General features: G+C 49.5%; 12 protein-coding genes and 1 pseudogene. 11 read left to right on the top strand and 2 right to left on the bottom strand.

Features of this window, described 5'->3' with window-relative positions; genetic code table 11:
* Window positions 1-23 precede the first annotated feature (23 nt).
* Entirely contained in the window at window positions 24-1,286 is a 1,263-nt protein-coding gene (locus C2U53_RS18280; RefSeq protein ID WP_043001262.1) for a DUF1479 domain-containing protein, read from the top strand.
* Here C2U53_RS18280 and C2U53_RS18275 read toward each other — a convergent pair.
* A complete protein-coding gene (locus C2U53_RS18275) occupies window positions 1,283-2,356 on the bottom strand; it encodes a LacI family DNA-binding transcriptional regulator (protein WP_043001263.1) in 1,074 nt (357 codons plus the stop codon). The genes C2U53_RS18280 and C2U53_RS18275 overlap by 4 nt on opposite strands.
* Before the next feature lie 285 nt (window positions 2,357-2,641).
* Between C2U53_RS18275 and C2U53_RS18270 the strand changes: the two genes are divergently transcribed.
* Both C2U53_RS18270 and C2U53_RS18265 read left to right on the top strand, forming a co-directional pair.
* Window positions 2,642-3,943 (top strand): MFS transporter, encoded by a 1,302-nt coding sequence (locus C2U53_RS18270; RefSeq protein ID WP_043001264.1) that lies wholly within the window; start codon window positions 2,642-2,644, stop codon window positions 3,941-3,943.
* Window positions 3,944-3,960: 17 nt separating this feature from the next.
* Window positions 3,961-6,324, top strand: a complete 2,364-nt coding sequence (locus tag C2U53_RS18265; RefSeq protein ID WP_172740580.1) for a TIM-barrel domain-containing protein — start codon at window positions 3,961-3,963, stop codon at window positions 6,322-6,324.
* A gap of 181 nt (window positions 6,325-6,505) precedes the next feature.
* Here the strand turns inward: C2U53_RS18265 and C2U53_RS18255 are convergent, their stop codons facing one another.
* Entirely contained in the window at window positions 6,506-8,101 is a 1,596-nt protein-coding gene (locus C2U53_RS18255; RefSeq protein ID WP_104446221.1) for an ABC-F family ATPase, read from the bottom strand.
* A gap of 34 nt (window positions 8,102-8,135) precedes the next feature.
* Between C2U53_RS18255 and C2U53_RS18250 the strand changes: the two genes are divergently transcribed.
* The 8 genes and pseudogenes from C2U53_RS18250 to C2U53_RS18210 all read left to right on the top strand — a co-directional run bounded on the left by C2U53_RS18250 (window position 8,136) and on the right by C2U53_RS18210 (window position 15,616).
* Window positions 8,136-9,623 carry a recombinase family protein gene (locus tag C2U53_RS18250; protein WP_104446220.1) on the top strand — a complete coding sequence of 496 codons (1,488 nt, stop codon included), beginning with the start codon at window positions 8,136-8,138 and terminating at the stop codon, window positions 9,621-9,623.
* Between the two features lie 497 nt (window positions 9,624-10,120).
* Window positions 10,121-10,966 carry a lysozyme inhibitor LprI family protein gene (locus C2U53_RS18245; protein ID WP_104446219.1) on the top strand — a complete coding sequence of 282 codons (846 nt, stop codon included), beginning with the start codon at window positions 10,121-10,123 and terminating at the stop codon, window positions 10,964-10,966.
* Window positions 10,956-11,324, top strand: a complete 369-nt coding sequence (locus tag C2U53_RS18240; protein ID WP_104446218.1) for a hypothetical protein — start codon at window positions 10,956-10,958, stop codon at window positions 11,322-11,324. Before C2U53_RS18245 ends, C2U53_RS18240 begins: the two co-directional genes overlap by 11 nt.
* Window positions 11,325-11,588: 264 nt before the next feature.
* A protein-coding gene (locus tag C2U53_RS18230) for an IS1 family transposase (RefSeq protein WP_223429336.1) occupies window positions 11,589-12,286 on the top strand; the annotation gives its coding sequence in 2 pieces (ribosomal slippage) (window positions 11,589-11,838 and window positions 11,838-12,286; 699 coding nt in all).
* Window positions 12,287-12,552: 266 nt separating this feature from the next.
* Window positions 12,553-12,915, top strand: coding sequence for a GtrA family protein (locus C2U53_RS18225; RefSeq protein ID WP_104446217.1), 363 nt, complete (start codon window positions 12,553-12,555; stop codon window positions 12,913-12,915).
* Complete coding sequence (locus C2U53_RS18220) at window positions 12,912-13,841, top strand: glycosyltransferase family 2 protein (protein WP_104446216.1); 930 nt, start codon at window positions 12,912-12,914, stop codon at window positions 13,839-13,841. Before C2U53_RS18225 ends, C2U53_RS18220 begins: the two co-directional genes overlap by 4 nt.
* Window positions 13,841-14,857: pseudogene (locus tag C2U53_RS18215) on the top strand (DUF6056 family protein); the annotation flags it as partial. The gene C2U53_RS18220 and the pseudogene C2U53_RS18215, both read left to right, overlap by 1 nt.
* 54 nt (window positions 14,858-14,911) lie before the next feature.
* Window positions 14,912-15,616 (top strand): IS6-like element IS26 family transposase, encoded by a 705-nt coding sequence (locus C2U53_RS18210; protein ID WP_001067855.1) that lies wholly within the window; start codon window positions 14,912-14,914, stop codon window positions 15,614-15,616.
* The last annotated feature ends 89 nt before the right edge of the window (window positions 15,617-15,705 follow it).

Genomic DNA, 15,705 nt, shown 5'->3' with positions numbered 1-15,705 from the left:
AATGAAAGTTATGCGAGGTGGTTATGGCTTTTTCCTTCACAAGCGACACATTACCGGTCGACCATAAAGCGGCGATCCGTCAGATGAAGCAGGAACTGCGGGCGCAGCTCGGCGACGTCCAACAGATCTTCAGCCAGATTAGCGATACCATTGCCACCCGCGTGGCGGAAATCAACGCACTTAACGCACAGGGCGCCCCGGTGTGGCCTGAGCTATCGTATGCCGATATCAACGCTGGCACCGTCACGGCGCAGCAGCGCGAACAGATCAAACGTCGCGGCTGTGCGGTCATCAAAGGTCACTTCCCACGTGAGCAGGCGCTGGCCTGGGATCAGTCGATGCTGGACTATCTGGACAGAAACCGTTTTGACGAGGTGTACAAAGGCCCCGGCGATAACTTCTTTGGCACCCTCACCGCTTCGCGTCCGGAGATTTATCCGATCTACTGGTCGCAGGCGCAAATGCAGGCCAGACAGAGTGAAGAGATGGCTAACGTGCAGTCGTTCCTCAACCGTCTGTGGACCTTTGAAAGCGAGGGCAAGCAGTGGTTTAACCCGGATGTCAGCGTGATCTACCCAGACAGGATCCGTCGCCGTCCACCGGGAACCACGTCAAAAGGGCTGGGCGCGCACACCGATTCCGGCGCGCTGGAACGCTGGCTGCTGCCGGCCTATCAGCGCGTCTTCGCGAATGTGTTTAACGGCAAGCTGGCGGAATACGATCCGTGGCAGGCCGCCCATCGTACGGAAGTGGAAGAGTATACGGTGGACAACACCACCAAATGTTCAGTATTTCGCACCTTCCAGGGCTGGACCGCACTGTCGGATATGTTGCCCGGTCAGGGTTTACTGCATGTCGTCCCCATTCCGGAAGCCATGGCCTATGTGCTTTTACGTCCTTTGCTCGATGATGTTCCGGAAGATGAACTGTGTGGCGTGGCGCCAGGGCGGGTACTGCCGATATCCGAACAATGGCATCCTTTGTTGATTGAGGCGCTTACCAGTATTCCGCCACTGGAAGCAGGCGATTCCGTCTGGTGGCATTGCGATGTGATTCACTCCGTGGCGCCGGTCGACAATCAGCAGGGCTGGGGCAATGTGATGTATATTCCCGCCGCCCCGCTGTGCGAGAAAAATCTGGCCTATGCGCACAGCGTGAAGGCCGCGCTGGAGAAAGGCGCGTCACCGGGCGATTTCCCGCGAGAGGATTACGAAACAGACTGGGAAGGCCGCTTCACGCTGGCGGATTTGAATATCCACGGCAAGCGCGCGCTGGGGATGAGTTAACGATCATACAGACCTTCCTGTTCAACGGCGGTGCGTCGTTTCCCCTGACGTATCCGCCGGACCGACTCCCGTACCGCAAGCGTACCATTGAGTAACAACGAACTGACTGGCGCCTCCGGGCGCACCAGACGTTGCTGGAGCATATACACCGCCTCTGTCCCCAACTCATCCCGAGGAACATGAACTGCTGTTAAGGGGACATCCTGAATCGACGCCAGATTAAAACCATCGATACTCATCACTGAGATATCCTGAGGGACACGTAATCCCCGTTTTTGCAGCGCGCTGATGACCCCTGCCGCCATAAAATCTCCCCCGACTAAAAAGGCGGTGGGTAAATCTTGCCCTTTTCTCTCGCTGATCCATTCACTGACCAGTTGTTCTGTCTCTCTGGCGCTAAAATTTGTGGCGACCAGCAGATCGCGGTCGTCAGTGAACTTCATGTTATGTGACCGCCACGCATCGCGGATCCCTGCTAAGCGCAGCTCCATTGTGTATCGGCGCAGGCAGAGAACGTTCATCACCTCACGATGCCCCATTTCAAACAGATAGCCCGCCGCTCGTTCACCAATCGCCCGATGATCGGGTGCCACCACGGGAAGACGCATGAGCCGATCGCGACAGTTAATCAACAGGCACGGTTTTCCGACATCAACGGCTAAATCATGAATATGCGGATCGTCGATCCCCAGCAAAATAGCGGCATGCGTATCCGGTTCGTTCATTCGCGCCAGAAACAATTGCGCATCACTGTCATGTTCCTCAAGAGCGCAGTAGCGCAACCGGACTTCGTGCGAAGCCAGTCCTTTATTCACACTCTGGATCACACGGTAATAAAAGATGTCGGACCGCTCATCAAATGCCCGCTGTGGCGCAAAGATCATCAGGCTATTGAGTAGCAGACGTCCTGCCGCCATCCCCTCCATCACCCCCAGTTCACGTGCGCATTCCAGCACGAGACGCCGGGCGTTGTCGCTGGTGTTGGACTTACCCGCCAGCACACGCGAAACGGTACTGATCGAGAGCTGCGTTCGGGCGGCAATTTCCCTGATTTTTAACCTTTTATCCATTTTGTGATCTTGCTCCACTTGCCTCATGAAAAAATTTTCACGACCTGAAATTGAAGCTCTGACTCGCTTCGAATGAATAGTGGCAGATGAATGCGTGCATTGATGAGAAAGCTTGCACAAATTCTGCTATTGGTCGCCCATTTTCTCCCTTAAGGTGAATTTGTCATACAGCTTCCATACTAGTTGTATAGCAACTTCATCGCTTAACGCAATAAAAACTAAAGCGATAACCGTATGACATTTTAAACATTCATCCCCCTACCGTCCGTCTTGTGGAGACAGAAAATGAGTCAGGACATCAACAATACGGTTGCGACAAGCAAGCCCCGTCGCGTCATAAAAAATCTGCGCTGGTATGTGCTGGTACTTTTTTTACTCGGCGTCACCGTTAACTACATCACACGAAATTCATTAGGCATTCTGGCACCGGAACTGAAAGAGAACCTGGGCATCACTACCGAGCAATATTCGTGGATTGTCGGCGCATTTCAGATTGCCTACACCATTTTCCAGCCGTTATGTGGATGGCTGATCGACGTGATTGGTTTGAAAATTGGCTTCATGGTTTGCGCTGGCATCTGGGCGCTCATGTGTATTTTTCATGCCGGTGCAGGAAGCTGGTTGCATCTTGCGATCCTGCGCTTTTTTATGGGTGCCTCAGAAGCGGCCGCCACCCCGGCCAACGCGAAAACAATCGGCGAATGGTTTCCGAAATCAGAGCGTCCCGTCGCTGCCGGCTGGGCTGGCGTGGGTTTCTCGATTGGCGCGATGCTCGCGCCGCCTATCATCTACTTCGCGCACGCCTCGTTTGGCTGGCAGGGTGCGTTTATGTTTACCGGTGTGCTGGCGCTGGTGTGGGTCGTCCTGTGGTGGGCGTTCTATCACAACCCGGAACAGCATCCGAATCTGAGTAAAGATGAACTGGACTTTATTAAGCAGGATAACGAACCACCAGCCGTCAAGCTGCCTTTCCTGACAGCGTTAAAAACCGTCTCAAAAAACAAACGATTCTATGGTATCGCCATCCCGGCTTTTATGGCGGAGCCGGCCTGGGCCGTACTGAGCTTCTGGGTGCCGCTGTATCTCGCCAAAGAACACGGTATGGATCTGAAGCAGATCGCGATGTTTGCCTGGCTACCGTTCCTGGCCGCCGATCTCGGCAGCGTGGCGAGTGGCTACCTGACGCGTCTGTATACCCGCTGGTTCGGCTGCTCCCGCGTTAACTCGGTCGTAGCCAGCTCCGTGACGGGCGCGTTCCTGATGATCTCTCTGGCCATTGTGGCCATTACCCGCGACCCGTATATCACCATTGTCCTGATCTCTATTGGCGGCTTCGGACATCAGATCATCTCCTGCATGCTGAGTGCGCTCGTTGTCGAGTCGTTTGATAAAGGTCAGATGGCCACCGTTAACGGTATGCGCGGTTCGGCGGCGTGGATCGCCAGCTTCCTGTTCTCTCTTTTGATTGGTGTTACGGCTGACAAAATCGGCTTTAACCCCCTCTTCATTGCCATGGGTTTCTTTGACCTGATTGGCGCTGTTTTCCTGGTGGCATTTATTGCTGAACGTCGCGCCAAGCGCGCCTGATCGTGGATGTATTGCATATGAAAACCCTGAAAAACTGGACCCTTGATAAACAATCGGCCACTCACCTTGAACTGGTGGTGGATAAACAGCACCGTCTGTGTCTTTACGTACTGGAAGAAAATCTCTTCCGTGTGCTGATCAAACGCAAAGGTGAACTGGCGCTGGACCGAACCTGGAGCATCGCGCCTGAAAAAGACGTACCGTGGGAAGGTCGGCACCGCGACGACATCAGCGGTTTCAGTTGCCCGGACTGGACGCTTTCACAGCAGGACGATAGCGTGACGGTGTCGACCCACCAACTGCGCGTCACCGTCCATCAACCACTGTGGCTGGAGTGGGAATATCGTAACGATGCCGGCGCCTGGCAGTCGCTGGTCAACGATCGCGCCACCAGCGCCTACCTTCTGAACGCCCACGGTGACGGCGTGGCGCATTACCTGAGTCGGCGTAAAGATGAACGTTTTTACGGTCTGGGTGAAAAAGCCGGCGATCTGCAGCGTAACGATAAGCGCTATGAAATGCGTAATCTGGATGCGATGGGTTACAACGCCGTGAGCACCGACCCGCTGTATAAACACATCCCGTTCACTCTCACCCGCCGCGACGACGTGAGCTACGGCCTGTTTTACGACAACCTGAGCAGTTGCTGGCTGGATTTGGGGAACGAGATCGATAATTATCACACCGCTTATCGCCGCTGGCAGGCGGAAGCAGGCGATATTGATTACTACCTGTTTACCGGCAAACGGGTCCTGGACGTCACTAAAGCTTTTGTGCGCCTGACCGGGAAAACGCTATTCGGGCCGAAGTGGAGTCTGGGGTACAGCGGTTCCACGATGCACTATACCGACGCGCCGGACGCGCAAAACCAGCTCATGAACTTTATCCGACTGTGTGAAGAACACGCGATTCCGTGCGACTCGTTCCAGCTCTCGTCGGGATATACCTCAATTAACGGTAAGCGCTATGTCTTTAACTGGAACTACGACAAAGTGCCGCAACCTAAAGTGATGAGTCAGGCATTCCACGATGCCGGGCTGAAGCTTGCTGCCAACATCAAGCCCTGTCTGTTGCAGGATCATCCTCGCTATAACGACGTCGCGGAAAGCGGCCTGTTTATTCGTGATTCAGAAACCGATTCACCGGAACGTTCCAGTTTCTGGGATGACGAAGGATCGCACCTCGACTTTACCAACCCGGAGACCATTCAGTGGTGGCAGAACGGTGTGACGACGCAACTGCTGGAGATGGGCATCGACTCCACCTGGAACGATAACAACGAGTTCGAAGTGTGGGACGGCGAAGCGCGCTGTTACGGCTTTGGCAAGGAAATTGCCATCAAACACATTCGCCCGGTGATGCCGTTACTGATGATGCGCGCCTCGCTGGAAGCGCAACAGCGTTTTGCCCCGGATAAGCGTCCGTATCTGATTTCCCGCTCGGGTTGTGCAGGGATGCAACGTTATGTTCAGACCTGGAGCGGCGATAACCGCACCAGTTGGGATACTCTGCGTTATAACACCCGCATGGGGCTGGGAATGAGTCTTTCCGGGCTGTTCAACGTCGGTCACGATGTCGGCGGATTCTCTGGCGATAAACCCGACGCCGAACTGTTCGTAAGATGGGTACAGAATGGGGTGATGCATCCACGCTTTACCATTCACTCGTGGAATGACGATCATACGGTGAACGAGCCATGGATGTATCCGGGCGTGACGCCAGCCATTCGCAGCGCGATAGCGCTGCGTTATCGGCTGCTGCCCTATCTCTACACCCTGCTCTGGCAGGCGCATGCCGATGACGAACCGATACTACGTCCGACGTTCCTCGACCATGAGCATGACGCGCAGACCTTTGAAGAATGCGATGACTTCCTGCTAGGCCGCGACCTGCTGGTGGCAAGCGTGGTAGAAGCGGGTCAGCGCGAGCGCCGCGTCTGGCTGCCGGATAACGAAACCGGCTGGTACGATTTTTACACTCACGAGTGGTTCTCTGGCGGTCAGTGGATCACCCGTGATGCGCCGCTGGAAAAACTGCCGCTGCTGGTACGCGCCGGGGCGGGTCTGCCGTTAAGCGAGCGCATTACCCATGTGTCCGCTGAAAAAGACAACACCCGCGAGCTGAAGCTGTTTCCGGTGAAGGGCGTCGGCACGACCACCGGAATGCTGTTTGAAGACGATGGCGAAAGCTGGGGCTACCAGAACGGCAATGCGCTGTGGGTGGAGTGGGAAATGCAATGCGACGGCGCAACCATTAACCTGAAGGTGAACGCCCGCGGGGATTATCGTCCGGCGTGGAAAGCCCTGAAGGTATCGTTACCGACAGGCGAAAGACGCTCGCTGTTGGTGAATGGCGTTGAAGGGAGTGAGTGGGTGTTGTAGTGCGGGCTGATACCCTAACCCTCTCCCACGGGGAGAGGGAACAGGAGCACGCCTCCTTTCCCTAAGTATTTCGCGCTGCAGGAAGGCGGCAAACCTGTGAATCCCCGGGAGCTTACATAAGTAAGTGACCGGGGTGAACAGGTGAAGCCAACGCATCTGCAGCGTGAAAGACGACGGGAAATTAGTTGTCGATCCCTTTACTGCGCAGGTAGTCTTCGTAGTTGCCGCTGAAGTCCACCACGCGCTCTGGGGTGATTTCCAGCACGCGGGTCGCCAGCGAGCTCACAAATTCACGGTCGTGAGAAACGAAGATCAGGGTACCCTGATACATCTCCAGCGCCATATTCAGCGATTCGATGGATTCCATATCGAGGTGGTTAGTCGGTTCATCCATGACCAGAATGTTTGGTTTCTGCATCATCAATTTACCGAACAGCATGCGACCCTTTTCACCACCCGACAGCACCTTAGCTGGCTTTTTGATATCGTCCTGGCTGAACAGCAGACGACCGAGGATGCTGCGCACCGCCTGTTCGTCATCGCCTTCCTGCTTCCACTGACTCATCCAGTCGAAGACCGTCAGATCGTTTTCGAATTCATATTCGTGATCCTGCGCGTAATAACCAATGCGCGCGTTCTCCGACCATTTCACGGTACCGCTGTCGGCGTCCAGATCACCTACCAGCGTTTTCAGCAGCGTCGATTTACCCACGCCGTTGGTCCCCAGAACCGCCAGCTTTTCACCGACTTCCAGCAGCAGGTTCACGCCTTTAAACAGCGGACCGTTATCAAAACCTTTGCTGATCGCTTCCACTTCCAGCGCGTTACGGAACAGTTTCTTGTCCTGCTCGAAGCGGATAAACGGGTTCTGACGGCTGGATGCCTTCACTTCATCGAGTTTGATTTTATCAATCTGACGGGCACGAGAAGTCGCCTGACGAGATTTAGAGGCGTTGGCGCTAAAACGGCTGACGAAGGATTGCAGGTCGGCAATCTGCGCTTTTTTCTTGGCGTTATCCGCCAGCAGACGTTCGCGCGCCTGCGTCGCGGCGGTCATATATTCGTCGTAGTTGCCCGGATAAATTCTCAATTCGCCGTAATCGAGATCCGCCATGTGCGTGCACACCATGTTCAGGAAGTGACGGTCGTGCGAAATGATGATCATGGTGCTGTCACGTTCGTTCAGCACCTGCTCCAGCCAGCGAATGGTATCGATGTCCAGGTTGTTGGTCGGTTCGTCGAGCAGCAGAATATCCGGATTGGAAAACAGCGCCTGGGCCAGCAGTACACGCAGCTTCCAGCCAGGAGCGACTTCGCTCATCGGACCGTAGTGCTGTTCTACCGGAATACCAACGCCAAGCAGCAGTTCACCGGCGCGCGCTTCAGCCGAGTAACCGTCCATTTCGCCGTATTTCACTTCCAGATCGGCCACCTTGTAGCCATCCTCTTCGCTCATCTCCGGCAAGGCGTAGATACGATCGCGCTCCTGCTTCACTTCCCACAGTTCACCGTGGCCCATGATCACCGTATCGAGCACCGTGAACTCTTCAAAAGCAAACTGATCCTGGCGCAGCTTACCGATACGCTCGTTGGGATCGAGAGAAACGTTACCCAGCGTCGGCTCAAGGTCGCCGCCGAGAATTTTCATAAAGGTGGATTTACCGCTACCGTTGGCGCCAATCAGGCCGTAACGGTTGCCGCCGCCAAATTTGACGGAAATGTTTTCGAACAGCGGCTTACTGCCGAACTGCATGGTAATATTGTTGCAAAGAAGCAAAATTGATACTCTCTTGTAAGTTACTGAGGTGATTATGAAACAAAACGGACAAGCTTACTCTTACATAAGATTCTCATCAAAGAAGCAAGAGCAAGGCGACTCTGTAAGACGCCAAACCGAGCTTGCAGAACAGTACGCACATGCGAATAACTTGATTCTATCAGATAAGAACTTTCAAGACCTCGGAATCTCAGCATTCAAGGAGGGTAACAGACCTTCACTTGGTGATATGCTCGAAGCAATAGAGAAAGGTCAGATTGAACAAGGCTCAACTATCATCATTGAATCGTTAGACCGCCTGAGCCGCCGAGGTATCGATGTGACTCAACAGATAATTAAGTCGATTCTGCAACACAACGTCTTTATCGCTTCATTGGTCGATGGTCTATTACTGAACCGAGAATCCGTCAACGACCTCGTAAGTGTTATCAGGATAGCTCTAGCAGCTGACCTTGCATATAAAGAGTCCGAGAAAAAGTCGCAACGTCTGCGAGAAACAAAAGGACAACAGCGACAACGAGCGTTAAACGGTGAAGTTATCAACAAAATCCTACCTTTCTGGTTAGAACGAAAACAGGATAAAATTGTTTTTAGTGATAGATTGGATACAGTCAAAAGGATTATAGAGTTACGACGAAAAGGATTTGGAACAAATAAAATCGCTAGAACGTTAAATGATGAAGGGCATAAACCATTACGTTCTGCTGGTTGGAATCATACAACTGTTGGAAAGACAATCAACTCAGTTGCACTTTACGGTGCATACCAAACATCAGAGACGACCAAAGACCGGAAAGTCATTCTGCTTGATATCATAGAGAATTATTATCCTGCTGTTATCAACAAAGATGAATTCATACTTTTACAGTCTGATCAGAAACAGAACAAGCCTGGATATAAGTCTGAACACAATGCCTTCACAGGCATATTAAAACACGAATGTGGAGGAGCCCTTGTCAGAAAATTCCATGTCGTTTCCGGAAAAACATATCAATACCATGTTTGTGCTAACGCAAGAGATGGAAAATGTAACGTAACAAAGAACTTTAAAAATATTGAAGTAGCACTCTATCGGATAATGAAAGAACTTAAAGTCGAGAAAAACACCAATTTTGATCAAACATTACTAGCAGAACGAGATGCAATAAAGACGAAGATCCAACAGTTAAACGATGTGCTTATGGAGCTATCGGAATCGCCTAAAAGTGTAATACAAACAATACATACTTTAGAGAAAAAAGGAGAGGAGCTTGAAGCAAAAATCAAGATGCAGAATAGTATGATAATATCAGAGCAAGCTTTTGATTTTAATTTATTGCAAGATATTCAAGAGCCCCAAGAACTGAACATGATGCTTAAGCGAATCATAGAAAATATCACCATCTATAATATAGGGAGAAAATGGAGAATAAAAGTTTTATACAGAAATAGACACGTTCAGAGCTTCATTTGGGATGGTGAAAAAATGAGCTTTGTTTCTGATACTAAAAAAACATTAGATCTCATTAATTCCTGGGGCTAAAATGGGTGTCTATCCATGGCCTTATCACCCTAAATCGCTCTATATTCTTTCAGAGCGATTAATGCATCGTCCAATACAAATAGACATAAAACTCGATACAGCTCAATTTAGAGCAAACACTCTATTTTACTTCGTATCCATTATGTATACAAATATAATGCATTACCACGCTTCTTATGGAGACACCTTTATGGACCCCGGAAAACCTATAAGAAGTCGAAGGGAATTCCTTCCAGTCACAATACTCAAGACTAACCGTAGCCCTGCCCTACATTAGCATCAAGCATATAAGTCATTAAATACAATAGCATTCTAAGCCTTCCCCCCCTCTTTTCCCTGTCACAATCGATCGTCTTTATAGATCAATTTCTTAATATTGTTAGATTTTACAGATCAATGTAAAATCGGGTTTTCTAACCAGACCTTGGTTCAAAACCAACCAATTTACGGTTTCTGGAGAATCACAGTTTTTCGACAGCACAAGGAAAGACTTAGACATGAGGCAAAAAAAACTCATTAAGATCATCGTGTTGAATGCATTTATGATTTCAAGCACCGCTATAGCAAACCCCGATAACCGCATCAGCTTCCAGAACATTGATACCGTAGATGAGCTGCTAGCACTCCCGGCAAGTGAGCTTTGCCTCAATGGCGGCCCGACGTCAGATGACATAGAACTCATATTGCTAAATGGCCCTATGGCACTTCCAATGTACCAAAATGATCCCACAACAGCCCGTATGCTGATTAATGAACAGTCCGCAAACATTAAAACTAGAATCAAAGAAAGATGTTCAAATTCAAATACCCCCACACGTAAGTTAACGAAAGGAATGTTTAAGAACGAAGATGACGTGTGCAAACGTGGGGCACCAACGAAAGAAGAAGTTAAAGTTTACATTAAAGAATCTGGCGACCCTTCATTCAATATCGATAAACAATTACAAACCATCCCTTATGAGTATCGCTTGATAATGGAAGAAGGTGCAAAACTAAAAGGATATACACTTCGTGAAATGATGATTGAGGACATAGCAACAAAAGTCTCAAAAAGTTGGGAAAGAGCGTGTGCTGATAAATCATATTTTCAGAATAAAGCAAAGAATATCACAACCGATCATGACACGCTAACAACACCAGTTTCCTCTGAAGAGGAGTATCGTATTGCAGATAAAAAACTAAATGATACATGGAAAAGCCTTAGCCCGGAGACACGAAAACGCTTACTCCCATCCCAAAGAGAATGGATAAAGAAAAAGTCCGACTGCAAGAATGAACAGAAATGTCTTGTTGACATGACGAACAATCGCATTCGCGAACTGGAGTCTGAACATGGAAAATAATGCGTTGACTTTAGTTTTAAGAAACGATTGGGTAGCTTCACCTTCTAGTAATGCCTATACCGGAAAATACACGGTTGGACGATTCCACCTGACAGATACGTTTATTATTGGGTATATGAAACTGATACATGGAATAGAAATACCTGACTCATGGGTCAGTAGAATCCACACTAACATACCAGATACCGATACCCGTAGAGTTATGTATATGGAAGGCAGTGATATGTTATCGAAAGATACAATAAACGAGATTCGTAACGCAGTAAAATCCCCAACTAACAACGTTAAAATATACCGAAATGGCAATCATGTCACCAAAATAGAACTCATGGAGGAACGGAATGAAAGCACCTTATGAAGGTTATATTCAAAGATCAGTCATAACCATCACAATAGCTTACGACATCTATCTCCTTTGCTGGCTTGCAACCCATAAGCTAAAAGAGAATAGATAAAGAAATTCGCGGTAGCGAATATATTCAGCATCTTCGGCATAAACGAACGAAGCCGCTTTTTGCAGAGGAATGATAAATGGATATGCAAGTAAACAAGTTATATAAGAAAATCGGTGATGCTGCCAACTTACTGATTTAGTGTATGATGGTTTTTTTGAGGTGCTCCCGTGGCTTCTGTTTCTATCAGCTGTCCCTCCTGTTCAGCTACTGACGGGGTGGTGCGTAACGGCAAAAGCACTGCCGGACATCAGCGCTATCTCTGCTCTCACTGCCGTAAAACATGGCAACTGCAGTTCACTTACACCGCTTCTCAACCCGGTACGCACCAGAAAATCATTGATATGGCCATGAATGGTGTTGGATGCCGGGCAACCGCCCGCATTATGGGCGTTGGCCTCAACACGATTTTACGTCACTTAAAAAACTCAGGCCGCAGTCGGTAACCTCGCGCATACAGCCGGGCAGTGATGTGATTGTCTGCGCTGAAATGGACGAACAGTGGGGCTACGTCGGGGCTAAATCACGTCAGCGCTGGCTGTTTTACGCGTATGACAGGATACGGAGGACGGTTGTGGCGCACGTCTTCGGTGAACGCACTCTGGCCACACTGGAGCGTCTTCTGAGCCTGCTGTCGGCCTTTGAGGTCGTGGTATGGATGACGGATGGCTGGCCGCTGTATGAATCCCGCCTGAAGGGAAAGCTGCACGTAATCAGCAAGCGTTACACTCAGCGAATTGAGCGGCATAACCTGAATCTGAGACAACATCTGGCAAGGCTGGGACGGAAGTCACTGTCGTTCTCAAAATCGGTGGAGCTGCATGACAAGGTCATCGGGCATTATCTGAACATAAAACACTATCAGTAAGTTGGAGTCATTACCAGAAAATCGGGATCGGTATTGTTAGTTTGTGCGGAATAGGTTTTCTTGTAATGGCTGGATGGAACCAGTTCGAAGATTATCAGAAGGCCCCGATGCGTCATGCAATAGAAGAGTCTAACCGCGAAAAAGAACAGGCTCATATCGCCGACCGGGCGCGGATGCGTGATCTAATCCTTCAACTCAGTAAAGATTCGATTTATTCAACGAAACTTGATAGGCTTTGTAGAATCTCAACCTGTTGATTTTTGGTAATGTTCAAATTATTCACAAAGTACGCGTCAATTGGCGTACTTAATACTGCCTTGCATTGGATCATTTTCTCCGTATGTGTCTATGCCTTCCACACAAGCCAGGCGCTGGCTAATGTGGTCGGGTTTGCTGTGGCCGTTAGTTTTAGTTTCTTTGCTAACGCACGATTTACCTTCAAATCAACCATATCAACCACTCGCTATTTGCTGTATGTCGGCTTTATGGGGGCATTGAGCGGTATTGTCGGTTGGATAGCCGATGAGTGCGCAATGGCACCAATTATTACGCTTGTTATCTTCTCTGCAATCAGCCTGATTTGCGGATTCTTTTATTCCCGGTTCATTGTTTTCAGGAAGATGAAATGAAAATTTCATTAGTGGTTCCCGTCTTTAATGAAGAGGACGCGATCCCAATTTTTTATAAGACGGTAAGAGAGTTTGAGGCATTAAAGCCGTTAGACGTCGAGATCATCTTTATCAATGATGGTAGTCATGATGCCACCGAATCAATTATCAGCGCCCTGGCTGTCGCCGATCCTCTGGTCGTACCGCTCTCATTTACACGTAATTTTGGTAAAGAGCCAGCGCTCTTTGCCGGTCTGGATCATGCAACCGGTGATGCGGTAATCCCTATCGATGTGGATTTACAGGACCCGATCGAGGTGATTCCACATCTTATTAAAAAATGGCAAGCAGGCGCTGACATGGTGCTGGCGAAGCGTACCGACCGTTCGACTGATGGCCGGTTGAAACGCAAGACCGCTGAGTGGTTTTACAAATTACACAATAAAATCAGCACGCCCAAGATTGAAGAAAATGTGGGTGATTTCAGACTAATGTCCCGCGATGTCGTGGAAAATATCAAATTATTGCCTGAACGAAATCTTTTTATGAAAGGCGTACTTTCCTGGGTAGGCGGCAGCACCGATGTTGTTGAATACGCGCGGGCAGACCGCGTTGCTGGCGATTCGAAATTCAACGGCTGGAAACTCTGGAATCTGGCGCTGGAAGGCATCACCAGCTTTTCCACCTTTCCCCTGCGGATCTGGACCTACATTGGCGTTAGCGTTTCCGCACTCTCTCTCATTTATGCCGCGTGGATGATCCTTGATAAGCTGCTGTGGGGCAATCCTGTTCCAGGCTACCCCTCACTCATGACTGCTATTCTCTTTCTCGGCGGCATTCAGCTTATTGGCATCGGCATTCTCGGTGAGTATATTGGCCGTGTTTACACGGAGGTTAAGCAGAGACCTCGTTACATCTTGAAGAGTAAAAACAGGACGATGGAATAATTACGACCATGCTAAAGTTACTACCCAAAGCGGCGATTTTGCTGCTGGCTTTTTTGGCTATATTTCTCATTGAGTGGTTCACACCAATTCACTCAGACGACTATCGCTACTATCTTCTGGGGATCTCGCCGGAATCTCATTTACATCATTATATGACCTGGAGCGGCAGGATCATTGCCGATTACGCCAGTTCGCTGATTCTCTACACACAATCACAAATTGTCTATTCCGTTGCTGCGGGCTTCTCTACGGTTGCGTTCTGCTACTTCATTGTTAAAACGCCATCTGGCACGCTAAGCTGGACGAAAGTTGATTATATTTTGTTCCCGCTGATTTTTTTCACTTACTGGATTTCAAACCCAAATTTAGGACAAACCACCTTCTGGGTTGTGGGCGCGGCAAACTATCTTTGGACTAACCTTTTCGTCGCGGCATGGTTGTTTTATATCTACCGTATCACGACCCAAAATATCAAAACGATCAACCTATTAATCGCTTTGCTGAGTTTTATGGCGGGTTGTTCTAATGAAAGCGTCTCGCCTTTTGTCTCCTTGCTTTCTGTGCTTACCATCGCGTACGAGTTGTGGCGTACAAAGTCAGTTTCAGTCAATAAGATTATCTACAGCATCAGTGCAATCCTGGGATCATGTGTTTTAATTCTCTCTCCAGGTAACTTTATCCGCGCCAGCGGAAAAGACTTTTGGTATGGGAAATCCATTTTTGAACGCATTTTCATTCACCTGACTGAACGCGTGCATAATCATCTGGCACTTATCTGGATTGGTTATGTCGTATTGTTTCTGCTGGTGCTATTGGTTATCTTCAATAAGCAAATTCGCGCAAACATTCAAAAGAGCCATCTTGTTACCGCAGCGCTGGTGGTTTGCACAGGTCTGGGCACATCATTAATCATGTTTGCCTCACCCTCCTACCCTGACCGGGTAATGAACGGGACCTTCATGTTCTTTCTGCTGGCCATTTCTTTCCTGGCTCATGGCTTATTAACCGGCACTGTTGCAAATAGTCGGTGGTGATAAACTTATCATCCCCTTTTGCTGATGGAGCTGCACATGAACCCATTCAAAGGCCGGCATTTTCAGCGTGACATCATTCTGTGGGCCGTACGCTGGTACTGCAAATACGGCATCAGTTACCGTGAGCTGCAGGAGATGCTGGCTGAACGCGGAGTGAATGTCGATCACTCCACGATTTACCGCTGGGTTCAGCGTTATGCGCCTGAAATGGAAAAACGGCTGCGCTGGTACTGGCGTAACCCTTCCGATCTTTGCCCGTGGCACATGGATGAAACCTACGTGAAGGTCAATGGCCGCTGGGCGTATCTGTACCGGGCCGTCGACAGCCGGGGCCGCACTGTCGATTTTTATCTCTCCTCCCGTCGTAACAGCAAAGCTGCATACCGGTTTCTGGGTAAAATCCTCAACAACGTGAAGAAGTGGCAGATCCCGCGATTCATCAACACGGATAAAGCGCCCGCCTATGGTCGCGCGCTTGCTCTGCTCAAACGCGAAGGCCGGTGCCCGTCTGACGTTGAACACCGACAGATTAAGTACCGGAACAACGTGATTGAATGCGATCATGGCAAACTGAAACGGATAATCGGCGCCACGCTGGGATTTAAATCCATGAAGACGGCTTACGCCACCATCAAAGGTATTGAGGTGATGCGTGCACTACGCAAAGGCCAGGCCTCAGCATTTTATTATGGTGATCCCCTGGGCGAAATGCGCCTGGTAAGCAGAGTTTTTGAAATGTAAGGCCTTTGAATAAGACAAAAGGCTGCCTCATCGCTAACTTTGCAACAGTGCCCTGTTTAGGAGGTGTGGTTTCTTTCTGAGTGCAATAT

It is taken from the genome of Citrobacter sp. CFNIH10, from assembly GCF_002934585.1.
Lineage (GTDB): Bacteria > Pseudomonadota > Gammaproteobacteria > Enterobacterales > Enterobacteriaceae > Citrobacter_A > Citrobacter_A amalonaticus.
The sequence above is the reverse complement of the archived record's forward strand: the minus strand, read 5'-3'. Positions and strand labels throughout refer to the sequence as shown.

Bases quoted from the DNA above. Each gene is read 5' to 3' on its own strand.
- C2U53_RS18280 (WP_043001262.1), top strand. From the start codon at position 24: ATGGCTTTTTCCTTCACAAGCGACACATTACCGGTCGACCATAAAGCG.
- C2U53_RS18275 (WP_043001263.1), bottom strand. From the start codon at position 2,356: ATGGATAAAAGGTTAAAAATCAGGGAAATTGCCGCCCGAACGCAGCTC.
- C2U53_RS18270 (WP_043001264.1), top strand. From the start codon at position 2,642: ATGAGTCAGGACATCAACAATACGGTTGCGACAAGCAAGCCCCGTCGC.
- C2U53_RS18265 (WP_172740580.1), top strand. From the start codon at position 3,961: ATGAAAACCCTGAAAAACTGGACCCTTGATAAACAATCGGCCACTCAC.
- C2U53_RS18250 (WP_104446220.1), top strand. From the start codon at position 8,136: ATGAAACAAAACGGACAAGCTTACTCTTACATAAGATTCTCATCAAAG.
- C2U53_RS18245 (WP_104446219.1), top strand. From the start codon at position 10,121: ATGAGGCAAAAAAAACTCATTAAGATCATCGTGTTGAATGCATTTATG.
- C2U53_RS18240 (WP_104446218.1), top strand. From the start codon at position 10,956: ATGGAAAATAATGCGTTGACTTTAGTTTTAAGAAACGATTGGGTAGCT.
- C2U53_RS18225 (WP_104446217.1), top strand. From the start codon at position 12,553: ATGTTCAAATTATTCACAAAGTACGCGTCAATTGGCGTACTTAATACT.
- C2U53_RS18220 (WP_104446216.1), top strand. From the start codon at position 12,912: ATGAAAATTTCATTAGTGGTTCCCGTCTTTAATGAAGAGGACGCGATC.
- C2U53_RS18210 (WP_001067855.1), top strand. From the start codon at position 14,912: ATGAACCCATTCAAAGGCCGGCATTTTCAGCGTGACATCATTCTGTGG.